Source organism: Telmatobacter sp. DSM 110680 (assembly GCF_039994875.1).
In the GTDB taxonomy this organism is placed as follows: domain Bacteria; phylum Acidobacteriota; class Terriglobia; order Terriglobales; family Acidobacteriaceae; genus Telmatobacter.
In genome coordinates this window covers 5199843-5221595 of sequence record NZ_CP121196.1, presented here as the reverse complement: position 1 = coordinate 5221595, position 21753 = coordinate 5199843, and the positions used below count along the sequence as shown (strand labels likewise).

Below are 21753 nucleotides of genomic sequence, written 5' to 3'. Positions count from 1 at the left end.
CCTATAACCTGCGAAGGCGGACGCAGGCCTCATCGAGGTCTGCGTCACGCTTCGCAAAACAGAACCGCAAAAGATCCTCGCCGCGCCCCGGACGGAAGAATGCCGAACCAGCTACCGAAGCCACTCCGGTTTTCGCAAGCAGATGCCGCGCCTTCTGCGCTGACGTCTCTCCGGGCAGCCTGCTCGCCTTCGCCAGCACGTAATAGGCTCCCGCCGGAACGCTGGGCTCCATGCCTGCATCCCGCAGAGCGGAAACAATCCGCTCTCGCTTGGACTGGTGATCTGCCGCCAACTGTTTGTAAAACTCCGGCGGCAACTGTTCCAGCCCGGCCGCAGCGCCATGCTGCAATGCGGAGGGCGCGCACACATAAGTCAGATCGTGGAAGTAGCCCATCGCCCCCATCCACTTGGCGTCAGCTGTAACGTAGCCAAGCCGCCAGCCGGTCACGCTGAACGTCTTGCTGAATCCCGACATCACGATCGTGCGTTCACGCATCCCGTCCAGCGTAGCCATGCAAATATGTTCTGCACCGTCGTACACAAAGTACTCGTAAATCTCATCGGTGAAGACGAAGAAATCATGCTCGCGCGCAACATCTGCAATTGCCTCAAGTTCGGCGCGATTAAAGATCTTGCCGCTGGGATTTGCCGGCGTATTCACGATAATGGCGCGTGTGCGCGGTGTGATTGCCTCTCGCAGCGCATCAATGTCCAATACCCAATCCGGCTCCGCAAGCGCCACCAGCACTGGCTTCACACGCATCGATCTCAGCGTGGTTACGTGATAGCCGTAGAAAGGCTCGAACAGAAGAACTTCGTCCCCGGGATTCAGCAGCGCCATGGCCGCTGCGTGCAGTCCGGCCGTCGCCCCTGAGGCCACCATCACTTCGGTTTCGGGATCGTAATTCAGCCTGTATTCGCGTTGCTGTTTCTCTGCGATCGCCTTGCGCAAACGGCCAATGCCATCCTGCCGTGTGTAGATATTGTGACCAGCCACGATCGCCGCAATTGCGGCAGATTCAACCTGCATGGGGACCGGCGTGTCGCAGACGCCCTGGGCAAGGTTAATGCCGCCAATGCGATCGCACTCCACGCTCATGGCGCGGATCTCCGATTGCATGGCTCCGGGGGCAAGCTCGCTCAGCGCGAGACGAGACGCGGTATGCGGATGAGTAGCAAGGGTTTTGCTCACAGGGAAGCGGGCTCCGACCTCTCCCGTAATTCTACAAGTAGAGTGCCATCCGGCACACCGGGTGTCCGGCCTGCGGGGTAGAATCGTCCTTCAGGCGCATCTCATGCACGAGCTTTCCATCGTTTCCAGCATCGTCGATACCGTTACTGAGAAGCTCGAAGCCTATCCCGGAGCGCGTGTCAAAGAGGTCCGCCTCCGCGTCGGCGCACTCGCGGCGGTCATTGAGGACTCATTGCAATTCTGCTACGGCATCGCGACCGACGATACGCCCTTGCAAGGTTCGAAGCTGGTGGTGAACATCGTGCCCGTCCTCATGCACTGCGATCACTGCGACGAGGATGTAGAAATCGCAAGCCTGCAGAGCTTTCGCTGTCCGGAATGCGACGAGCCGGTTTCGGATTTGCGGCAAGGCAGAGAACTGGAAATTGAGTCGATCGAGATTGATGAAGTCGAGGAAAAAGTATGACCACCCGGATCGTTGAACTGCGCCAGGGAATTCTAAAAAAGAACGACGAACTTGCGAGAGCCCTGCGCGGGCGCTTTACGGATGCCGGCGTCCTGGTGCTCAACCTGGTATCCAGCCCCGGCACCGGCAAGACTGCCTTCCTTGAGCGCACGCTCCGCGATCTGCGCGAGTCCGGCGCGAAAGTCGCAGCGCTGGTCGGCGATCTTGAAACCGACAATGACGCGCGTCGCCTCGCGGCCAGCGGAGCGCCAGTCCGCCAGATCAACACCCATGGCATCTGCCACCTTGAAGCCGAAATGATCGGCAAGCACCTCGAAGGCTGGGAACTTGCCGACCTTGATTACCTCTTCATCGAAAACGTCGGCAATCTGGTCTGTCCGTCAAGCTACGACCTTGGCGAAAAGGTCCGCGTCGCCCTCCTCAGCGTTACTGAGGGCGAAGACAAACCGCTCAAATATCCCACGCTCTTCAACTCCGCTGACGCCGCCATCATTACGAAGATCGATATAGCGGAACCCTGTGGCTTTGATCGCACGACGGCCCTGAAAAACATCAACGAAATTCGCCCCGGCATCCGTATCTTTGAGACATCCGCCAAAACCGGCGCGGGCATGACGGAGTGGCTAGCTTATTTGGCCGAGGAGAAATCCCGCCGCGCATAAGTGCCGATGCGATGTACCGCGCAGATTTTCATCGAATTGTGCTGCCTCCCCTAATCCTCGTGTGGCAAAATGTCTCTGCCCAGGCCATGCAGTGTCTGCGCGTTGTGTAATCCGACGATCGCTTTCGGATATCAACTGCCTCCCAATAAGGAGAAAGCAACATGAAGGGTGTCACCACTCTGAGCGCGCTTGCGGCCGTTGCCCTAACGCTTGCGGCATGCAATCCCGCACCTCCTGCCGCACCCGATACCCACGATGCCGATGTGAAAGCGATCAGCGATACCGAGGCGCAGGCAAATCAAGCTTGGGCGACCAAAGACCCAGAAAAGGTCCTGGCCTTCTACGCCGACGATGCGGTTCTGATGACTCCCGGCATGGACGCCGTCCACGGCAAGGACGCGGTTCGCACCAGCCTCAAAGCAATGCTGGCCGACCCCGCCGTTTCTCTGACTTTCCAGTCCGCGAAGGTCGATGTGGCCAAGTCCGGCGACCTCGCCTATACCCAGGGTTCCTACAAGCTGACCGTGACCGATCCAGCCACCCACAAGCCGGTCAATGATCACGGCAACTATGTAACCACGTTCCGGAAGCAGGCAGATGGATCGTGGAAGGCAGAGGCAGACATCGCGACCTCCGAGGTTCCGCCAATGCCACCTCCGAAGAAGAAATAGCCAGAATTAAGCTCAGGGAAATCGCATCCCTAACAGCAGACCAATTCTGACAAAAACGACAGAGTTTACCTCGCAAATCATGCAAAAAGCGACCGAAAAGACCACAAAAAAAGCAGAAACTCCCGCCGCCGAGGTTGACGCTTACCTCGCCAAGGTTCCGGAACCCGCGAAAACCACCCTCGAAAAACTCCGTGCCACCATCCGCTCCGTCGTGCCACCCGAAACGACCGAGGCGCTCAGTTACGGCATTCCTGCTTTTCGCTATAAAGGTGGACTGGTCGCCTACGCCGCCTTCAAGAAGCACTGCAGTTTCTTCCCCATGCAGGCCTCGCTCATCGATGAGATGAAGGATGAGTTGAAGGGCTACCGCACCTCAAAAGGCACGCTGCAGTTTCCCCCCGACAAGCCGCTGGCTGCAGCGCTGGTGAAAAAGATGGTGAAGGCGCGTATTGCGGAGAATGAGCGCAAACACCCCTGAAAATCACGACAAATCGGCCTGAAGAGCAGAAGGTGATTTAAATCACACGTGGGTGTATCCTTCCGAGGGTATAAGAGGAATGCTATGTGCCTTGCTATTCCTGGAAAAGTCGAACAAATCACTGAAGGCGACGTTCGCATGGGCCGCGTGAACTTCGGCGGTGTCGTCAAAAATGTATGTCTAGACTACGTACCGGAAGTCTGCGTCGGCGACTACACCATTGTCCATGTTGGCTTTGCGCTCTCAAAAATCGACGAGAAAACCGCTCTCGAGACTCTCGAGTTGTTCGAAAAAATGGGCGCCCTTGAAGAGGAATTGGCCACTGAGGAGGAAGTCTTCGCCCGTGCTGCCAACGCCCCGCAGTCACCCTGTCCGGACGGGAGCTGCGAACTTACCGGACAGAATCTGCGAATAGAGGAGCCGACCAGGAGCAGCGGCAAAAAATGAAGTACCTCACAGAATTCCGCAATGGCGAAGTCGCGCAGCGCATTGCTCGCGAAATCCACCAGGTCGCCACCCGTCCTTGGAAGATCATGGAAGTCTGCGGCGGCCAAACCCATTCCATCATTCGCAACGGCATCGACCAGATGATCCCCGCGGGCATCGAGATGATTCATGGGCCCGGCTGCCCCGTATGTGTCACTCCCTTGAACCTCATAGACAAGGCGCTCGCGATCGCCTCTCAGCCCGGAGTCATCTTCTGTTCGTTTGGCGATATGCTGCGTGTGCCCGGTACGGATCGCGACCTCTTCCAGGTCAAAGGAAACGGGGGCGATGTTCGCGTTGTCTACTCGCCTCTCGATGCCGTGGAACTGGCCGTCAGGAACCCCGACAAGCAGGTCGTCTTCTTTGGTGTGGGTTTCGAAACTACGGCACCGGCCAATGCCATGAGCGTTCATCTGGCCAAGCGTCGCGGCCTCAAAAACTTCTCCGTCCTCGTTTCGCACGTGCTCGTGCCGCCCGCTATCGAGGCCATCATGAGCTCGCCCGGAAACAAGGTGCAGGCTTTTCTCGCTGCCGGCCATGTTTGTAGCGTCATGGGCTATTGGGAGTACCCGCCGATCACTGAAAAGTACCGGATTCCGATCGTAGTCACAGGCTTCGAGCCTCTCGATCTGCTCGATGGAATTCGCCGCGCAGTCATTCAGCTCGAAAAGGGTGAGTACCGCGTCGAGAACGCCTACGAGCGCATAGTCTCTTTCGCCGGCAACCTGCCCGCGCAGCAACTGCTGTCAGAAGTCTTCGAAGTGGCGGACCGAGCCTGGCGCGGAATCGGTGTAATTCCGAAAAGCGGTTGGCGTCTCAGCGCGCCCTACCGTGAATTCGACGCAGAAGAGCGCTTTCAGATTTCCGGAATTCACACGGAAGAATCGCCACTCTGCAAGTCGGGGGATGTTTTGCGAGGGGCCATCAAACCGGCCGAGTGCCCCGCATTCGGCAAGGAGTGCACACCGCGTCATCCGCTCGGCGCCACCATGGTCTCTAGTGAGGGCGCCTGCGCCGCCTACTTCAACTATGGCCGATTCCTGTCTGCTGAAGATCTGGCCCACGCCGGAGCTGCACTGACCGGAGTGGCCAATGGCTGACAACGGCGGTGCGCCCGATTTTTCGAGTTGGAGTTGCCCGCTGCCCCTGGCCGACTATCCCACCATCGTGATGGGGCACGGCGGCGGCGGCAAGTTGGGCAATGAACTCGTCGAACATCTCTTTCTTCCTGCATTCCGAAATGCTGCCCTCGAAAATCTCGGCGATGCCGCGATCCTGGAACTGGCTCCCGGCCGCATAGCCATGAGTACAGACTCGTTCGTAGTGCAACCCATTTTTTTTCCGGGTGGATCGATTGGTGAACTTGCAGTAAACGGAACGGTCAACGATCTCGCAGTCTCCGGGGCTGACCCGAAATTTCTGAGTGCAAGCTTCATTCTCGAAGAGGGCTTTCCATTGGCCCAACTCGCGGCCGTTGTCCGTGCCATGGCCGATGCCGCAGCTACAGCAGGCGTCCGCATCGTTACCGGCGACACCAAGGTCGTCGAGCGCGGTCATGGCGATGGATGCTACATCAATACTGCTGGTGTCGGCGTTTTGCGGCCGGGCATTGAGGTCGGTCCGCATCGCGCTCAGGTCGGCGATGTAATTCTGGTCTCCGGCACGATTGGCGATCACGGCATGGCCATCATGAGCGTGCGCGAAGGACTCGAATTCGAAAGCCAGATCCGCTCCGATTGCGCGGCACTCAATGGACTCATTGCAGATGTACTCGACGCGGTTGGAAAAGATGTACACGCCATGCGAGATCCGACCCGCGGCGGATTGTCGTCCACTTTGAATGAAATCGCCTCTTCCTCGAACGTCGGCATTGAGATAGACGAGACGAACCTCCCGGTTCGAACCGAAGTTCAATCGGCCTGCGAGTTACTGGGTCTCGACCCTGTGTATGTCGCCAATGAGGGCAAGGTGGTTCTGTTTGTCGCCGCTCAAGCGGCTGATCGCGTGCTCGCGGTTCTGCGTGCGCATCCTCTTGGCCGCGATGCCGCAATGATCGGTCAGGTCACGGCGCAGCATCCCAGAATGCTGGTGGCGCGCACATCGATGGGCGCAAACCGCGTGATCGCACCCCAGATCGGAGAGCAGTTGCCGCGCATCTGCTAAGCGCAAATCACTTCCAAATACAAAGCCTATTGTTGCGGCGCAGATATCGGCGGAAGATCGTGAGTTGGTGCATCACGCTGCACCAGCATAATGCGCTTCACCTTGTTGCGATCAAGGTGTTGGAGATTGCCGCCCACTCGAATTTCAATATCCATACCGGATATGGAGACAAGATCGCCGTTCAGCAAACTGCCGTCGCGTAACTCGACGGAGTCATATGCTGCCGTGCCAAGTTCATAGCTGATCGAACCGCCGGAAACGTCATCTCGACCAATTTCAAGTGGAAACTCCCCCGTGTTAAATCCCTCTTTGCTAAACGTAAGAGTATGCTTGCCAATTCCAATATGGATGAGCCGCGGCGTCACGCCCGCCTCCGTGTCGTCCACTTTGAGCAGTGCTCCTTGAGGTGTGGAGTTTACTGTGAGGGAAACACTTTTGGCTGCATCCGTTTTTTCCGAGATCGAAACTGAAACGGGCTGTCCCGAGGCCATCACCGTCGTCTGAAAGCGAATGGTTTCTCCCGGCCCCACATTATTGAGCGAGATCGCGTCTTCGCCCACGCGCACCTTCGCTTTGTCAAAAAGATAGACAGAGAACCGGGCGGAAGGTATAACGCGCGTGGAAAGATTTTCCGCCGTTGTCTCCATCACGTATCCATGAAGACTTCCCATGCCGGGAAGTGTCTTGAACTTGCCAAAAGTGAAACGCACTACCGGATTTCCGGTCATGGGCCAGTCGATCACGGCGAGGGGAACATCCTTGGCAAGGGCAGGCATCGCGCAGAGCAGAAGCGCAAGGATGCTCAGAAATGGGCGCGACCAGATCTTCTTGGGAATCATCACGGCCATGATAGCGCAAAGACGATTCCTGATGACCCGGCCCTCACGAAATCATGCCAGCTTTTCGAATGATCGCTGGATTCGTTCAGGAAGAACGCCGGGTGCGTCGCCGAGATCGTAGCCAATTTCGAGCACAGCCGCTGGAGATGTTGGCAGCTGTTTCAGTGCTTCAAGGGCAGCCGGCCAATCGATCGTGCCGTCTCCGGGCCAGAGGTGCTCGTCTTTCAGCCCGTGATTATCGTGTACATGAACTTGGACGATGCGCTTTCCAAGGATGCTGATGGCTTCTGCAACTCCGGGCGCAATGTGCGCATGTCCAAGGTCCAGGCAGACGTCGATCTGGTCAAGGTGAGCCATCTCCAGAATCGTGATCAGGTGTTCAGGAGTGGTGGCGTCACTGGTCAGGTTTTCAACCAGAACGCGCACACCAAGAGGCTTTGCGAACGCACCAAGATGCTCAAGCGCGGTTGTCGCATACTCCATCGTTCGCGGTGACCACGAGTCGAATTTTTCTCCGAGATGGATGACAAGCTTCTTGAATGAAATATGTTCCGCAGCTTCAAGCGCTCGCTTGATCTCATCCATCGCATCGATGCGCCGGGATTTCTCGGGATCAACGAGGTTCACCGCGGGAGAACCGCCGCGGCCCATCTCACGGTCCGGATACAGCGGCGCGTGCATCGAGAACGGCTCGAGCTTATTCGATGCGAACCAACTGGCAAGTTCCATGACATGTTCCCGGCTGGTGTAGTCAAAATGTTGCCGCGCGGCAAAAATTTCGACTCCCTGCGCGCCTGAACGTTCTGCCAATTCCAGCAGTCCCGGATGCAGCCGTTGCTTGAGGAAGAGATGAGTGGAAAGAATTGGCAACATGTTTTTTTGCGACCCCTGAACCGGCACGTGGCCGGCACTCCGTCTATTGTCTCATTCTCTGAACTACTTACCGGAGGGTAAGTGCGACACAGATTGTCGTCAAGCGGAGCCATTTCCGATCAATTTATCGTGCTCCCGAACCCACTGATACTGGACACGATTGCAGATTTTGCCTATGCTACCCACACTGTCTTTCCCTTGAGCAACCTGCCAACGATCCTTGGTTTGCGAAGCTTTGCATGCTCTCTGAGAAGTTGACGTTATCGGATAAGCAGGTTTGAAATGCGTTGTTTTGGAGCGTGCAGGCATGCCCTTCAGCATTCCCAGTTCCGAAAGGATAGCGCGACTCCCCTGGCTCATTAGGATTCTGCTGGGTTGCTGCATGGCCAGTGGTGCCGTCGCACTTACCTCGGTGATTGCTCCGCTCCGTGCCTTTCCTTTGCTGCTCACGTTCCCTACAGTCATTCTTGCCGCTTGGTTCTTAGGCATGTGGGGCGCGGCCGGCTGCGCATTCATGGATGTGGCGCTGGTCAACACCTTCCTGACGCGTTCGCAATTTCAATTCTCCACCGGAAATGTGTCTCAAGAGGTTCGCCTGGCCATCTTTGTGCTTATCACCATGTTGTTGGGCTGGTCGATAAGACGGCTTGCGCAGCAGAAGGCGGAGTTGGCAAATCATGCGTTAAAACGGCAACTGGAATCTGCAGAGGCCAACCGTCAAATCGCCGAAGAACGCGCCATCGCCAGCGAACAACTGCGATACCGCGATGACGTGCTGGAATTAGCCTTGAAGGCGAGTGGGATGGGACTCTGGGCTTGGGACTTTGAAAAAGAAGTCGTGCATCGCTCCGACGAAGTTTATCGTATGGTGGGTTGCGAGCCCGGTGCGTTTGGCGCGGAGCCAGAGGCGTGGCTGCAGTTCGTTGTTCCCGAAGATGTCCCGATGTTGGATGAGGCCTTTGCCAAGGCGAGGAACGAGGGAGCGGACTATCACGCGCAGTATCGAGTTCGATGGCCGGATGGCTCGCTGCACTGGCTGGAATCTGAAGGCAAATGCCAGCGCAACGCGGAAGGCAACGTGGCGCGCATCTACGGCGTCATGGCCGATATAACCCATCGCAAGCAGTCAGAAGAAGCGATGCTGCGGGCGGAAAAGCTTGCCGTGGCGGGACGTCTGGCTGCTTCAGTGGCGCACGAGATCAACAATCCGCTTGAAGCGATTGCCAACATGCTCTACCTGATCACGATTTCAGATTCCGCGGAGCAGGCTCGCGCCCAGGCCGCCAATGCGCTGGACGAATTAATGCGCATTTCACTCGTCGCGCAATCCACGCTGAAGTTCCATCGCGAGTCAGGTGCACCGCGGATGGCACTGCTTTCTGAAGTTCTCGATTCGGTGCTTACCATGTTTCGTGGCAGGATTCAGACGACGAATATTGCAGTGGACATCAAGGCAAAGCAGGAACTGCCCATTACCTGCATGCTCAGCGAGACGCAGCAGGTTTTTGCGAATCTGATTGCCAATGCGATCGAATCCATGCCGTCCGGGGGAAGGCTTATCGTGCGCATCCAGCCTTCGCGAGACTGGCGAAATCGCGCTGTCTCTGGCATGCGCGTGACCATATGCGACACCGGCGGCGGCATCGATCGGGTTACGCAAAGCCGTATCTTCGAACCCTTCTTCACCACGAAGACTGATACTGGAACAGGTCTTGGCCTCTGGGTTGTTGCGCAACTAATCGAGCGCCATGATGGCGCAGTGAGCGTCTGGAGTTCGCAGCGACCCGAAGCAAGCGGGACGGCATTCTCGATATTTCTGCCGTTTGGCGAAGAACTCTTTGGGGAGGGAAGCATCGACCGCGGAAAAGGAGTTGCCTCAATACGGCCCCTTAGCCACCCTATGGAGATTTTTAGCTCAGGCTCACTCCACTAGCAGCCCCTTCTCGCGTCATTCACGCTCAGTAGCCAGCCGCTTTGCCGTAATGGCTGCGATGGTCCTGTCCTCCAGCGAGTTCCCCCGTCTTCGGATCGACAGCGATACACTCGCCATTCGACCAATGGCCGTCCCTCACCTCGACGGCGTAACCCATCTCTTTCAACTCGGAAATCGTCTTTGCGTTGAAGCCCGGCTCCAGGTAGAGCTTGTCCGGTAGATATTGATGGTGAAAACGCGGAGCATCGACAGCCTCCTGAATATTCAAGCCCCCATCCGCTACAGAAAGAAAGATATTCGCGACCGTAGTGATGATGCGCGCGCCGCCGGGACTTCCGAGCACATAGCGAAGCTTCCCATCTTGCAGCACAATCGTCGGTGTCATCGAACTCAGCGGCCGTTTTCCGGGCGCTATGGCGTTCGCCGGTCCCTGGATCAGGCCAAACATGTTAGGAACGCCCATCTTGGCGGCGAAATCATCCATCTCATCGTTCAGCAAAAAGCCAAGCGATCCTGCCGTCACGTGCGAACCAAAGCCGTCATTCAATGTCGTTGTCACCGAGACTGCGTTTCCCTCCGCGTCAACCACGGAATAGTGCGTAGTGTCTGGAGACTCGTGCCGCTTACCCGCGGTAGTCGGCGCCGGGGGGAGAAAATCCGGCGGGCGTTTGAGGTCGGCGCTGGGGCTGGCCTTGTCCGGCAAGATACTCTTACGCCACGCATCGGCATATTTCTTCGCGATGAGCTCGGCTACCGGAATTCGGTTGTAATCCGGATCGCCCAAATAATCAGCGCGATCCATATAGGCGCGTCGATAAGCCTCGGTAAGCAGGTGCATCGAAGCGGCGGAGCGATCGCCGAGACTGGCGAGGTCGTAGCCCTCAAGAATGTTCAATGCACTCAACAGTACAACTCCTCCTGACGACGGGGGAGGCGCGCTGATCACCGTGTAATTGTGGAATGTCCCGACCACCGGTTCACGCTCGACTACGTTATATTGCGCAAGATCTTCCAGCGTGAGGAGGGCACCGCCCTTCTTGAGATCATCCACAAGTTCGTGCGCCATTTTCCCGTGATAAAAATCATCGGGATCGGCCGCAATTCTTTCAAGCGTGCGTGCCAGTTCAGGTTGCTGGAAAGTTTCGCCCGCGTGATAGAAGCTGTCATCACGCTGAAACAGCAGGCGTGAAGCAGGGAAGCGAGTAAGATCGTGGTCGGTCAACTCGTGCGCCTCTTCGGAAGAAAGCGCAAATCCATCGCGTGCCAGTTTGATAGCCGGCGCCATGACGCGTTTCAGGCCAAGCTTTCCGTACTTCTTCTCTGCATACACCAGTCCCGCCACCGACCCCGGCGTAGCGATGGAGCGGTAGCCAATCACGCTGTCGTCCCGAAGAACTTTACCTTCGGCGTCCTGGTACATCGTCTCGGTTGCCGCAAGCGGCGCCTTCTCGCGGAAGTCGATGAACGTGCTTTTACCGTCGTGCTTGCGCAGCAACAGAAAGCCGCCTCCTCCAAGATTCCCGGCTACTGGATGAACAACGGCAAGCGCGAATCCAGTGGCTACTGCTGCATCTACGGCGTTGCCCCCGTCCCGCATAACGTCGACTCCCGCGTCGGAGGCGAGATGATGCACGCTGACAACCATGCCGTGCTGCGCGCTCACAGGTTGCTCCCCACGATAGGAGAGCTCGTTAGACGTGCCCTCCTGCCCGCAGGTCAGGGTTGAACACGAGAAGACGAACGGCAAGGTGATGGCAAGGGCGAAAACGGCGGGGAAGCGATACGGGCTCTGCATAGCTGTCGACAGGATAACCCGGCCGGGAATCAGGGCATCGGACAACTGTCCGGCGCTGGAGAAGATTTTCCGTGCCCGCAAGAAACTGCAATTTCAAATTGAGGAGAACTAAGCATGAAAGCGATCGTGCTGCACCAATATGGCGGCCCGGAACAGCTTCGCTACGAAGACATCGATGTTCCAAATTACGGCGATGCCGAAGTGCTCGTCAGGGTTAGAGCAACCAGCGTTAATCCTATCGACTTCAAGCTCAGAAGCGGCGCCGCAAAGGCGCGCATGCCTCTCGAATTTCCGGCAATTCTGGGACGCGATCTCGCCGGAGAGGTTGTTGAGGCTGGCCGCAATGTCACCGGCTTTCCGAAAGGAATGCGGGTGATGGCCTTGGCCAACGGCACCTATGCCGAATACACCGTCGCCAAGGCCGACGTGCTCGCTCCAATTCCGCAAGCCCTCGACTTTGAAAAAGCCGCAGCGCTGCCGCTGGTGCTGACCACGGGGACACAGCTGATTGAACGCGCTGTGAAGCCGCAACGCGGACAGACCGTGCTTGTCACAGGTGCGCTTGGAAGCGTGGGGAGAACCGCGGTTCATGTTGCGCGAAAACACGGGGTGAGAGTGCTCGCCGGTGTACGCAGCAGCGAAAAAGAAGAGGCGGCAGCATTGTCGGCAGACGGAGTGGTCGCGCTCGACAGCGAAGAGGATGTCAGGCATCTTCATGATCTCGATGCCATCGCCGATACGGTCGGTGGAACGACAATTCAACGCCTCCTCAAATCGATTCGGCCAGGTGGCGTACTGGGTTCAGTTCTGGGCAGTCCTGAAGGCGCGCAAAACTATAAGATCCACGTCGAGGCCATGATGGCTGCCCCAGACGCCTCTCGCCTTTACGAACTGGCGGATGAGTTTGCACGAGGCGAATTCTCCATTCCCATCGCTCGAACAATGAAGCTGCAGGATGCCGGCGAGGCGCAAAGTCTGGCGGAGAATGGCGGCGTTCACGGAAAGATAATTCTTGTCCCTTGAACAGCGAATCCGCACTTATTCTCAAACAAGAAAATGGGGCAGACGGCGTAATGCCTGGTCTGCCCCATTTCGTATTCCAGGTTCTATCGAGCGTTACAGCAATTCGGCGATCTTGCGGATTGCATCATCCTGCTTGACAGGCAACAGGGCCTTTGACGGCGCGCCACCCATCACGTTCCGCCTTGGCAACAACCCAAGCTCCAGCAGAACTGCCACGCTCACTTCGTCCCTTGAACTCAAAGCGCGGTACTCAGGATGTTGATATTTCTCCCAGTTGTCAGACAGGTTGGCAACGATCGTTTCCGCCGTCGAATCGCCGCTCGCAATCACCACCATATTGAGCAGCGAAATTTCGCGATCGGTGAGCCGCACTGCAGGAATGCCCTTCTTCAGTTCATGCGCATATTGCGGCAATTGCTTTTCGAACTGCGCCTTGATCTCCATCCATCTCGCCAGACCCAGCCATGTTGGTGGCTCGTCCGGCTGCGGGACGATCAGCTTGTGCAGTTCCCCGACCAGGTACGGGATACCAGAAGTCAGGTTGAAGATGTCCTCAATCTGCTTATCTGAGAGGGCAATCCTGAACAGATCGCTGAACCACGCCCGCAGATGTTCAACAGTGAAGCGCCGCACCGATGCGACCCCTTGAAAATTACGCTCCGAGGGCTGCAACAGACCCCAGCGCAGCAGGTCAGCTCCGCCGGTCAGAAGAGGTAAACCGTCTTCCTGCGTGATGAACTGCATCACATCGCCCGGAGCGACATAAACCGGCTCCGTGGTTGGGGGGTACTCTGTAAGTGCCCTGATGCCGCATTTGGCATGGGTCATCGGGTTCTGATCCTTTGGCTCAAGCCAATGGGAGACTGCCAGCAGAGCGCGAATCGTACGTGCATCCTTGCGTTCAACCTTGCCACTCTCGATGCGTCGCATGAACTGCTCAACCTGCTCCCATGGAAAGAATGAAATTTTTCCCTTCCTGGTAGGGCTGAGCGCGTCTGTTGAAAGCTCGACAGCGTCTTCTTCGGCAAATGGGCTCTCGTCAACAGCGGCAAGCGTCAACACCCCGGTTTCGGCCGGTGCTTCATGAACTACCTGGGTTACTTCCGCCTTCTCTTGAATTGCTGGTGATTCAAGCACTGGCAGCGGGTCAACTTTCTCCGCAATAAATAGAGGAGACTCTTCCACCGCAATCTTTTCCCCGACAGCAAACTGCTTCAGAGAACCGTTTCCGTTTCCATCTCCGGCCAAGCGCGTGCCATTGGAACCATTTCGAGTAGCCGGAGCGGTCTTCGAAGTGGAACGCTTTTCGGTGGATTCCCGAGAGGGACCGTCATGCCACCAGTCGATTTCCAACTGGCGTACGAAATCGTCCAGACGCGGAAATCCGTCTTTCAACTTGCGCAGTTCGGGCTCATGGGTTTCGTCTTCCAGGGAGCATGCCCATTCCAACCAGTTTTTCGCGTCTGGCCCCGGCAACTCCGGTGGTGCCGATTGCTCAGATACTTCCATGAGTTCAGCGACCGCCTTGTCACGGAGAGCCATCCGCTCCAAGCGCGTACGTTCCCGACGATGCGAAATTGTTCCGGCGGCCAGCACTCCGGCAAGATCCAGATAGATGCGTCTCTTCGCCGCAGCGTCATCGAGCCGGTTGACCAGGGCGCCTAATTCGGTGCGAGTTGACCAGCTAGCCGCGCTGTCTTCGGAGAGAATTGCGTCTCGTAGGTTTTGACATGCATCCAGCAGCCTTCCGACCTCAAAGAGAACTTCTCCTCGATTGAGGCCTTGACCTGCTTCCAGTAAATCGATCTTTTCGTGACAAACTTTGGCATGATCCGACAGGCTGCGAAGCGTCTCGGCGACTACGCTCGGACCGTATTTTGTGGCTTGCGATGCATTCACGTCTGGCTCCATCTAACTGACAGCTAAGATTCTCCGGCTTCCGAACATCGTACCGTGAATTCGGTACTCAAGTTAACCCCTGGTGGGACTTTGGTAACACGTATGTCACATTACTTTGGGTGTTTACGGGCTGACCTGATCCCCTCGCCCTCATCAGCCGAATATGGGGCAGTTCGGTTACACACACAAGGGGCTCGAATTCTTCCCATTGCCCTTTCGGGTAAACTTGACTCGACTTCTTGAACCCACTTCCACAGCGGAGAATTAATGAAAACGTATGCATTTTTCCGTTCCCGCCTCACGCGGAGCGCTCAACTCTTTACTCTTCTAGTCTTTTTCGGCGGATCCACAGCTGCGTTTTGCGGTCCAATTCACGATGCGGCGCGCAAGGGCGACGCCAACAAAATCAAGGCTCTTCTTCAGGCGGATCCCAAACTTGTCGCCGATCTGGATAAGAACGGCGACACTCCATTGCATGTGGCGTGCCTCCATGGCCAGATGGCTGCTGCCCAGGCCCTGATCGACGCTGGAGCCGATGTGAATGCAAAGAACGGCTACGGAGCTTTCACACCCGGTGACCTATGGAGCGTCTTTTCATCAAATAACCATCAAGATCCGGTGAGTCTTCTCAGCGTGCATGGCGTCGACGTAAAGGACAATAAAAACGGCTACACGCCACTGGATTTGTGCCTGTTCGCAACCCGGCATAAGGAACTGATGCAGTTGCTTGTTGCCAAGGGCGCCGATGTGAATGCCCAGGCGGCAAGCGGCGCCACACCACTGTTTTTCGCTGTTCTCCGCGATCAGCCCGACGACGTCAAGTTTCTTATAGACAAAGGTGCAAACGTGAATTCCGCAGACGCCTACGGAGATACGATTCTTGATGCAGCTTTGCACCTGCAATACGGAAGCATGATTCAGATCCTCGTCGATCGCGGCGCGGACGTGAATGCAAAGGACCAGAGCGAGCACCGTCCCTTGACGTACGCCCTCCAGATGGACGATCACAAGTGGGCTGACCTGCTGAAAAAACACGGTGCACACGAGTAATTCTTGCTGCGGCATTTTGCTGACCGATAATGGACTGCGAAGGAGTCCTTCGTGCCCAAAGTCCGTATTGGTTCAGTCAGCGCAATCTGCGTTTTTATGGCGGTGATTTTTTGCCTCGTTGCATCGGCCCTATCGTTTGGTCAGGGTGCGCTTCCGCCAGTGCCCCGCACCAAACAAGGCCATGTCAAGCGGGTATTGGTAATTGGACAGACAAAGGGCTTCGAGCATGACTCAATAAGCGCTGCCATGGTCGCCGTGTACAACATGGGCCAGGAGAGCGGCCTGTGGGATGCGACCCTGCGCACCGATACTGAACTCCTCACAAAAAAGCATCTCGACAGGAATGCCAAAAGTCTGAACGACTTCGATCTGATCGTCTTCACCAGCACCACCGGCGAACTCGATATGGATGCGGATCAGAAGCTCGATATGCTGTCGTTCGTCCACGACGATGGCAAAGGGTTTGTCGGAATTCACGCCGCGCTCGATACCAACTACAACTGGCCGGAATACGGGGAAATGATCGGCGGCTGGTTCGATCAGCACCCGTGGATGACCTTCAACGCGCCAATCATCAACGAAGCTCCGGATTTTCCAGCGGTAAGCCACTTTCCCAAGGCGTTCGTGAAATACGACGAGATCTACCAGCCCAAGGCGTGGTCGCGCGACAAGGTCAACGTGCTGCTCAGCCTCGATCCCGGCCGTCTGGACTACAACAACAACCCACGCGTTCACCGCACCGACCATGACTTCGCCGTGGCTTGGAGCAAGATGTACGGCAAGGGTCGCGTCTTCTATTCGACGCTCGGTCACACCGAAGAGGCTTGGCAGGATCCCGACATTCGCAAAATGTATTTTGAAGCGATCAAGTGGGCCCTGGGGATGACGGATGGCAGCACGTCCTCGCACCCGCGTCCCGCTACCAGCGCGACTCCATAGGCCATCAATGATTGGCAATCAGCATCATCCCGTCGGGCTTCACGCGGCAGACTCCGGAATCGCCAATCTTCCAGACCTTGCCGTCCTCATATGAAACTTCAAGCAACTCGATCGAACTCACTGAGGTAAATCCCGGTACGTAAAGATCGCTGAAAACGCCGTCCTGTTTTTGGACAAAGGTGATTCTCATGACCTTCATTCCGTCGCCGTTCACGCTTCCAACAGACTCGGTCTGCAGCATGCGGTTCTTGCCGGTCAGGCCGCGCACTTTCACAGTTGCGGAGATGATCGGGGCAGGATTTTGATCCACAAGTGAGAGAAAGATTCGCTGGCCGAAAGGCTGCATCATCTGCTCCTGCTGCCCCTGCCGAACCCGAATGGTGTGGTCCCAAACTCCCTGACTGGCATGCATCCCGATCGGACAATTGTTTCCCAGCACACTTCCGCTAATAACCACGACAGGTTGGTCGTTCTTCACGACGTTTTGCGCGGCTAACGTCAATGGACTGACGAGGAGAGCGAGAACAGTGGCGAGGGATTTCATAGCAGACTCCTGGCTGTTCGAACCTGCGTACAGCAACAAAATACGCCCGGTACCGTTCGCTGCGCAATGACGGGCATCCAAACTGCCAAGCTGCTGGTGGCCAGCCGCAACGCACACTGTGTTACCGTTTGAGTACGGCGTCCCTGAGCTGGATAAGCGGCAAGAATTCGGGGGCAGCGTCACGAGCCCTGGAGAATGGCAAACCAGCCGGAATTCATATCACCCAGCATGACCCCTAGCCCAGCGCCGATCCCCGAAAACTTGACCCGTCCCGCACCGGACCCGAATGTCCTGCAGCCGGCAGCTGAATTTGTTCCGCAGCAGCGTATTCCCCATTGGCTGGTGCGTACTGAGCTCTATCTGCGGGTTCTATTGAGGATGTATATCGGTCTTGCGATCTGTTATGCTCCGTGGTCGCAGCTTTTCTGGGATCAGAACCCGATTTTCGTGCAATACCCGACGCTTTCGATTTACGCAGCAAACGGCGCGGTGCGCGGCATCATCTCAGGACTGGGATTGCTGAATATCTGGATTGCGGTGCAAGACGCCATCCGGCATCGAAATGAGTAAGCCATGAGCGCGGAAGATCAGGGAACGAAGAGTGGGCAGCCAGATACGGCGAATCAGGTAAATATCTCGGCTGAAGAAAAGCTGGCAGACCAGTCATCGAGCGGGCCGGTTCCTGCCGCAACTTTGCCTCCCAATGGTGCACCGCCCGCGCTTGCCTCCGCCCCGCTAGCATACGAGAATCCATCGTTCCTGAATGGACCTGACGGACGACTCATTCGCATTGTCTCCGAATACATGGAACCGCTAGCACGCATCCGCCGCGAGCATATTCAAGACACAGTAGTGTTCTTCGGGTCCGCGCGTTTTCGTGGACGGGAAGAAGCTGACCACGCACTTGAACTGCTCGACAACACCGGTTCACGCCACCCGGCACCGAGCAATGAGCAGCCAGCCAGCGTGCCGGATATCGCCGCCGGCAAGGCCACTGATCTGCAGCGCAAACGCGCCGTCGCAGCCGTAGCCATGGCCCGCTATTACGAAGATGCCCGCAGGCTATCGCAAATGCTTACCCGCTGGGCCGCCAAGATTCCATCCCGCCGCCATCGTTTCGTAGTGACCTCCGGTGGTGGCCCCGGGATTATGGAAGCCGCCAACCGCGGCGCCTACGAAGCCGGCGGCAAGACCATTGGCATGAACATTCGTCTGCCCTTCGAGCAGTCGCCCAATCCCTACATCACCCCCTCGCTCAACTTCGAGTTTCACTACTTCTTCATGCGCAAACTCTGGTTCGCGTACCTCGCCAAGGCGCTAGTTGTCTTTCCAGGTGGCTTCGGCACGCTCGATGAGATGTTCGAGATTCTCACCCTGGCACAGACGCAAAAGCTCGCGAAGAAGATCACGGTTGTGGTGTATGGGTCAGATTATTGGAAGAAGGTCTTCAACATCGACACCCTCGTCGAGACCGGTGCAATCTCACCAAAGGATATCGAGCTCTTTCAATATGCCGATACTCCCGAAGATGCCTTTGAACTGCTGCGCCAGGGATTGACTGAAAACTATCTCATCCCCGAAGCGAATGCCGCTGCCGAGAAGTCGCCCCAGGAGATCATGCATGGATCGACGTTCGATGATTTTCTTGGACCCGAGATAGCAAAAACCAGCAAATAGCTCCTCGATAACTTGCAACTGACCGGTTGCCTAAAGCGCAACTAAGACGTTGCGTGTTAGTGCTTTGAAGGCGCGATTTTGTTCTGTTAACCTCCTGTATGCTTGCACAAATTGAAGTGCAATTATTCTCCTCTTAACCTCCCATTGACGGGCGGATCCGACACTGGACTGTAAGAATCCGAAGTCAGATCGCGAATGAGGAGGGGGAATGGCCACTTCGACCGTTTCGTACCTGTGGCGCGACCAGAATGCATTCAAAGGGTTCTGCACCGGCGTCTCGCTGCACAGCCACACCAACCAGTCTAAAGAGACGCTGGATTTCCTGGCGAATCTTGGCAATAAGTACTCCCTTATCCGTCCGATACTTGCGCGTTTGGAGCGCCGTGCACAGGAGAAGTTCGGGTTGCGCGTGAACTACGCCGCAGCCTATTGGACTCCGCCCATGACGCCGAGGCTTGCCTTCGATCTTGAAAGCCGGCAGATTGAAGACCTCGATCTCAATTCGATGGTCTCCATCACCGACCACGACAACATTGAAGCTCCCATGCTGCTGCGCACCATTCCCAGCGCACGCCGCATCCCGGTCTCCGTCGAGTGGAGCGTGCCCTACGGTGGTGTCCAGGACTTCCATATCGGCGTTCACAATCTGCCCTCAAACTCCGCGAAGCAGTGGATGCGCACTCTGGCGGAGTTTACGGCCAATCCGAAACAAGCGCGCCTCAAAGAAATCCTGGTAGCCCTGAACGACGAGCCAAATGTTCTCGTTGTCTTTAACCACCCCATGTGGGACCTCTTTCTTGTCGGCGAAGAAAAGCACCAGTTTCTTGTGAATGAGTTCCTGCAGAAATACGGCGCGTTCCTTCATGCATTGGAACTGAATGGACTCCGCAACTGGGAAGAAAATCGCTCCGTACGCCGCCTCGCCCAGCAGTGGAACATGCTGCTGATAAGCGGTGGCGACCGACACGGCGTGGAACCAAACGCCAACATCAACCTGACCAATGCGACCAGTTTCACTGAGTTTGTGCACGAAATCCGCCGTCAGCGCCTGAGTAACGTGCTTTTCATGCCGCAATATGCAGAGCCGTGGAAACATCGCCTGCTGCAATCCACCCTTGATGCGATTCGCGACTATCCCGATTTTCCGCAAGGCTCTCGCACGTGGGACGAGCGCGCATATCACCCTGACGCCAACGGGGTCATGCGACCGCTGAACGAGATCTGGCCCAACGGTCGCGCACCATTTTCAATCCACTGGACCATCAAGGCTGTTCAAATGCTTGGCCAAGGCCCGGTCTCCGGCAGCCTGCGCCTGGCGTGGAACGAAGACAGCCAGTTGCGCGTCGCGCTGGGCGAACCGGAAGGCTGAGTAGACCAAAGAATCCATGACCGAGCAAGGTCCGCGCGTGGCATTCTTCCCCGACTCGTTTCACGAGGTGAACGGAGTCGCCCATACCAGCCGCCAATTTGAAGCATTTGCGGGTAGAAGAGGTCTGCCATTCCTGTGCGTGCGTGCCGGGCAACGATCCGAATCGTTAGAAATAAACGGAGAACTCTGGTCGCTGGAACTTCCGCGGTCTCCCATCTCCATCCCACTGGAAAAGGATTTGAGTTTTGATCCGGCATACGCGCGTCATCTTCCAACGATCATGGATGCGCTTGAACGCTTTGAGCCTGATCTCATCCACATCACTGGACCGAGCGAAATGGGCATATTGGGAGCTGCCCTTGCCCGGCATTACAATCTGCCATTGGCCGCAAGCTGGCACACGAATCTGCACGAATATGCAGCGCGCCGCTCGCATCGGCTGTTGCGACTTTTGCCGCATGACTATTCTGAAGCGACAGGCAAGACGATCGAAGATCTCGCCCTGGTTATAGCAACAGACTTCTATTCGTCGGCGCATCTGCTTTTCGCGCCAAGCCCCGATCTCTGCCAAATGCTCGAACGGGAAACCGGCCGACCGTGTCATCTGATGCAGCGCGGCGTGGACTCCGTTTTGTTTCACCCGCAAAGGCGCAGGCAGCGCGAAAATGACCGCGACTTCATTCTCGGCTACGTCGGCCGGCTGTCAATAGAAAAGAACGTTGCGCTGTTGACGACCGTACAGCGTGAGTTGGAACAAAGAATCCATCGCAGCTTCCGATTTTTGATAGTTGGCGGCGGAGTTGAAGAAGAGAACCTGCGCCAACATCTCCCTCGCGCACAGTTTGCCGGGGTACTCAAGGGAGAAGCGCTGGCGGAGGCCTACGCTAACATGGACCTCTTCATCTTTCCTTCGCATACCGACACCTTTGGCAACGTAGTGCTCGAGGCTCTCGCCAGCGGTGTGCCCGGCATTGTGACCCCCGATGGCGGCCCATCCACGATCATTCGTGACGGCGTCACAGGGCGCATTGCACCGGACGTGGAGTTTTCCAAAGTAATCGCCGACATCATCGAAAAACCTATGCTGCACGAACAAATGCGCACGGCTGCGCGAAGTCACGCACAAACAGCAAGTTGGGATTCGATTTTTGAGGGAGTTTACTCGGCGTACAAATACCTTGGTTGTATCCCCCAAATCGCTTGGGTGCATTGACCCTGCAATTGCCGGTCCTTTTCTGTCAATGGTCGGCTTTTTTAAATCAAAATCGCGACCAACCTCTCAGACGGCGATTGTTTCTCACTACCTGGGTAAAAGCCTCACGTTCGCTATAGGAGAGCAGTTTGAGATCACTCGTCATTTTGATGATCGAAGAAGAACAGCCAGAAGGACTGTCGTCGAGAAAGCTCGTGGTCGAGACCGTCAAACACAACGTACTGACTGCCTATAACGCAAGCGATGGTATGGATCTGTTAAAGAGGTTTCCCAATGTCGATGCAGTACTTGTCCACGCGAGGCAGCTGCATAAGTGGCCAGGTCTTCTCGCTGATGTACGGGAGTTCTGTCCAGGCAAGCCCATCGTTCTCGCCAGTCCATTTGCGGAGGAATCAAGGCCGGAAGTGGACTTTGTCGTGGACAGCCATAAACCCCAGGCGCTGCTCAAGCTTCTCGGCGAAGATTTGCAGAGTTAGATGAA

Annotated in this window: 22 protein-coding genes; 16 read left to right on the top strand and 6 right to left on the bottom strand. The window is 56.5% G+C overall.

The window, feature by feature from the left end; translation table 11 throughout:
* Position 1: 1 nt before the first annotated feature.
* The gene (locus P8935_RS21495; protein ID WP_348262359.1) at positions 2-1192 is read right to left on the bottom strand and encodes a pyridoxal phosphate-dependent aminotransferase; all 1191 of its coding nucleotides are present in this window, start codon (positions 1190-1192) and stop codon (positions 2-4) included.
* Positions 1193-1295: 103 nt separating this feature from the next.
* On the opposite strand from P8935_RS21495, the gene hypA reads away from it, so the two are divergent.
* The 7 genes from hypA (at position 1296) to hypE (ending at position 6118) form a co-directional block, all read left to right on the top strand.
* Positions 1296-1658 carry a hydrogenase maturation nickel metallochaperone HypA gene (gene hypA, locus P8935_RS21490; protein ID WP_348262358.1) on the top strand — a complete coding sequence of 121 codons (363 nt, stop codon included), beginning with the start codon at positions 1296-1298 and terminating at the stop codon, positions 1656-1658.
* On the top strand, positions 1655-2320 hold the full coding sequence (gene hypB / locus P8935_RS21485) for a hydrogenase nickel incorporation protein HypB (RefSeq protein ID WP_348262357.1): 666 nt from the start codon (positions 1655-1657) through the stop codon (positions 2318-2320). Before hypA ends, hypB begins: the two co-directional genes overlap by 4 nt.
* A 161-nt stretch (positions 2321-2481) precedes the next feature.
* Complete coding sequence (locus P8935_RS21480; RefSeq protein WP_348262356.1) at positions 2482-2991, top strand: SgcJ/EcaC family oxidoreductase; 510 nt, start codon at positions 2482-2484, stop codon at positions 2989-2991.
* A gap of 79 nt (positions 2992-3070) precedes the next feature.
* Positions 3071-3469 (top strand): DUF1801 domain-containing protein, encoded by a 399-nt coding sequence (locus P8935_RS21475; protein WP_348262355.1) that lies wholly within the window; start codon positions 3071-3073, stop codon positions 3467-3469.
* A gap of 84 nt (positions 3470-3553) precedes the next feature.
* Positions 3554-3916, top strand: a complete 363-nt coding sequence (locus P8935_RS21470) for a HypC/HybG/HupF family hydrogenase formation chaperone (RefSeq protein ID WP_348262354.1) — start codon at positions 3554-3556, stop codon at positions 3914-3916.
* Positions 3913-5055 carry a hydrogenase formation protein HypD gene (gene hypD, locus P8935_RS21465; RefSeq protein ID WP_348262353.1) on the top strand — a complete coding sequence of 381 codons (1143 nt, stop codon included), beginning with the start codon at positions 3913-3915 and terminating at the stop codon, positions 5053-5055. The genes P8935_RS21470 and hypD overlap by 4 nt, the downstream gene beginning before the upstream one ends.
* A complete protein-coding gene (gene hypE, locus P8935_RS21460; RefSeq protein WP_348262352.1) occupies positions 5048-6118 on the top strand; it encodes a hydrogenase expression/formation protein HypE in 1071 nt (356 codons plus the stop codon). The genes hypD and hypE overlap by 8 nt, the downstream gene beginning before the upstream one ends.
* A gap of 26 nt (positions 6119-6144) precedes the next feature.
* Here hypE and P8935_RS21455 read toward each other — a convergent pair whose 3' ends face one another.
* Both P8935_RS21455 and P8935_RS21450 read right to left on the bottom strand, forming a co-directional pair.
* Entirely contained in the window at positions 6145-6966 is an 822-nt protein-coding gene (locus P8935_RS21455) for a PEGA domain-containing protein (protein WP_348262351.1), read from the bottom strand.
* Positions 6967-7008: 42 nt separating this feature from the next.
* Positions 7009-7830, bottom strand: a complete 822-nt coding sequence (locus tag P8935_RS21450) for a sugar phosphate isomerase/epimerase family protein (RefSeq protein WP_348262350.1) — start codon at positions 7828-7830, stop codon at positions 7009-7011.
* A gap of 307 nt (positions 7831-8137) precedes the next feature.
* On the opposite strand from P8935_RS21450, the gene P8935_RS21445 reads away from it, so the two are divergent.
* Entirely contained in the window at positions 8138-9763 is a 1626-nt protein-coding gene (locus tag P8935_RS21445) for an ATP-binding protein (protein ID WP_348262349.1), read from the top strand.
* Positions 9764-9788: 25 nt separating this feature from the next.
* On the opposite strand, the gene ggt is transcribed toward P8935_RS21445, so the two are convergent.
* Complete coding sequence (gene ggt, locus P8935_RS21440) at positions 9789-11639, bottom strand: gamma-glutamyltransferase (RefSeq protein WP_348262348.1); 1851 nt, start codon at positions 11637-11639, stop codon at positions 9789-9791.
* 33 nt (positions 11640-11672) lie between these two features.
* Here ggt and P8935_RS21435 point away from each other — a divergent pair, with 33 nt between their 5' ends.
* The gene (locus tag P8935_RS21435) at positions 11673-12581 is read left to right on the top strand and encodes an NADP-dependent oxidoreductase (RefSeq protein ID WP_348262347.1); all 909 of its coding nucleotides are present in this window, start codon (positions 11673-11675) and stop codon (positions 12579-12581) included.
* Positions 12582-12674: 93 nt separating this feature from the next.
* Here the strand turns inward: P8935_RS21435 and P8935_RS21430 are convergent, their stop codons facing one another.
* Positions 12675-14480, bottom strand: a complete 1806-nt coding sequence (locus P8935_RS21430) for a hypothetical protein (RefSeq protein ID WP_348262346.1) — start codon at positions 14478-14480, stop codon at positions 12675-12677.
* Between the two features lie 267 nt (positions 14481-14747).
* Here P8935_RS21430 and P8935_RS21425 point away from each other — a divergent pair, with 267 nt between their 5' ends.
* The gene (locus tag P8935_RS21425) at positions 14748-15530 is read left to right on the top strand and encodes an ankyrin repeat domain-containing protein (RefSeq protein ID WP_348262345.1); all 783 of its coding nucleotides are present in this window, start codon (positions 14748-14750) and stop codon (positions 15528-15530) included.
* 51 nt (positions 15531-15581) lie between these two features.
* A complete protein-coding gene (locus tag P8935_RS21420; RefSeq protein WP_348262344.1) occupies positions 15582-16469 on the top strand; it encodes a ThuA domain-containing protein in 888 nt (295 codons plus the stop codon).
* 4 nt (positions 16470-16473) lie between these two features.
* Here P8935_RS21420 and P8935_RS21415 read toward each other — a convergent pair whose 3' ends face one another.
* Positions 16474-17013 (bottom strand): hypothetical protein, encoded by a 540-nt coding sequence (locus P8935_RS21415; protein WP_348262343.1) that lies wholly within the window; start codon positions 17011-17013, stop codon positions 16474-16476.
* 228 nt (positions 17014-17241) lie between these two features.
* Between P8935_RS21415 and P8935_RS21410 the strand changes: the two genes are divergently transcribed.
* The 5 genes from P8935_RS21410 (at position 17242) to P8935_RS21390 (ending at position 21748) form a co-directional block, all read left to right on the top strand.
* Complete coding sequence (locus tag P8935_RS21410; RefSeq protein WP_348262342.1) at positions 17242-17583, top strand: hypothetical protein; 342 nt, start codon at positions 17242-17244, stop codon at positions 17581-17583.
* A 3-nt stretch (positions 17584-17586) separates the two neighbouring features.
* Entirely contained in the window at positions 17587-18690 is a 1104-nt protein-coding gene (locus P8935_RS21405) for a TIGR00730 family Rossman fold protein (protein ID WP_348262341.1), read from the top strand.
* A 208-nt stretch (positions 18691-18898) separates the two neighbouring features.
* Positions 18899-20059 (top strand): hypothetical protein, encoded by a 1161-nt coding sequence (locus tag P8935_RS21400; protein WP_348262340.1) that lies wholly within the window; start codon positions 18899-18901, stop codon positions 20057-20059.
* A 16-nt stretch (positions 20060-20075) separates the two neighbouring features.
* Entirely contained in the window at positions 20076-21272 is a 1197-nt protein-coding gene (locus P8935_RS21395; protein WP_348262339.1) for a glycosyltransferase, read from the top strand.
* Positions 21273-21421: 149 nt separating this feature from the next.
* Complete coding sequence (locus P8935_RS21390) at positions 21422-21748, top strand: hypothetical protein (protein WP_348262338.1); 327 nt, start codon at positions 21422-21424, stop codon at positions 21746-21748.
* The last annotated feature ends 5 nt before the right edge of the window (positions 21749-21753 follow it).

What these genes read in the sequence shown, in the direction of transcription:
- hypD (WP_348262353.1), top strand. Translation starts at nt 3,913, where the DNA reads ATGAAGTACCTCACAGAATTCCGCAATGGCGAAGTCGCGCAGCGCATT.
- P8935_RS21390 (WP_348262338.1), top strand. Translation starts at nt 21,422, where the DNA reads ATGATCGAAGAAGAACAGCCAGAAGGACTGTCGTCGAGAAAGCTCGTG.
- P8935_RS21470 (WP_348262354.1), top strand. Translation starts at nt 3,554, where the DNA reads ATGTGCCTTGCTATTCCTGGAAAAGTCGAACAAATCACTGAAGGCGAC.
- P8935_RS21395 (WP_348262339.1), top strand. Translation starts at nt 20,076, where the DNA reads ATGACCGAGCAAGGTCCGCGCGTGGCATTCTTCCCCGACTCGTTTCAC.
- P8935_RS21405 (WP_348262341.1), top strand. Translation starts at nt 17,587, where the DNA reads ATGAGCGCGGAAGATCAGGGAACGAAGAGTGGGCAGCCAGATACGGCG.
- P8935_RS21435 (WP_348262347.1), top strand. Translation starts at nt 11,673, where the DNA reads ATGAAAGCGATCGTGCTGCACCAATATGGCGGCCCGGAACAGCTTCGC.
- P8935_RS21475 (WP_348262355.1), top strand. Translation starts at nt 3,071, where the DNA reads ATGCAAAAAGCGACCGAAAAGACCACAAAAAAAGCAGAAACTCCCGCC.
- hypE (WP_348262352.1), top strand. Translation starts at nt 5,048, where the DNA reads ATGGCTGACAACGGCGGTGCGCCCGATTTTTCGAGTTGGAGTTGCCCG.
- P8935_RS21480 (WP_348262356.1), top strand. Translation starts at nt 2,482, where the DNA reads ATGAAGGGTGTCACCACTCTGAGCGCGCTTGCGGCCGTTGCCCTAACG.
- P8935_RS21455 (WP_348262351.1), bottom strand. Translation starts at nt 6,966, where the DNA reads ATGGCCGTGATGATTCCCAAGAAGATCTGGTCGCGCCCATTTCTGAGC.
- P8935_RS21415 (WP_348262343.1), bottom strand. Translation starts at nt 17,013, where the DNA reads ATGAAATCCCTCGCCACTGTTCTCGCTCTCCTCGTCAGTCCATTGACG.
- hypB (WP_348262357.1), top strand. Translation starts at nt 1,655, where the DNA reads ATGACCACCCGGATCGTTGAACTGCGCCAGGGAATTCTAAAAAAGAAC.
- P8935_RS21445 (WP_348262349.1), top strand. Translation starts at nt 8,138, where the DNA reads ATGCCCTTCAGCATTCCCAGTTCCGAAAGGATAGCGCGACTCCCCTGG.
- hypA (WP_348262358.1), top strand. Translation starts at nt 1,296, where the DNA reads ATGCACGAGCTTTCCATCGTTTCCAGCATCGTCGATACCGTTACTGAG.
- P8935_RS21425 (WP_348262345.1), top strand. Translation starts at nt 14,748, where the DNA reads ATGAAAACGTATGCATTTTTCCGTTCCCGCCTCACGCGGAGCGCTCAA.
- P8935_RS21450 (WP_348262350.1), bottom strand. Translation starts at nt 7,830, where the DNA reads ATGTTGCCAATTCTTTCCACTCATCTCTTCCTCAAGCAACGGCTGCAT.
- P8935_RS21400 (WP_348262340.1), top strand. Translation starts at nt 18,899, where the DNA reads ATGGCCACTTCGACCGTTTCGTACCTGTGGCGCGACCAGAATGCATTC.
- P8935_RS21410 (WP_348262342.1), top strand. Translation starts at nt 17,242, where the DNA reads ATGACCCCTAGCCCAGCGCCGATCCCCGAAAACTTGACCCGTCCCGCA.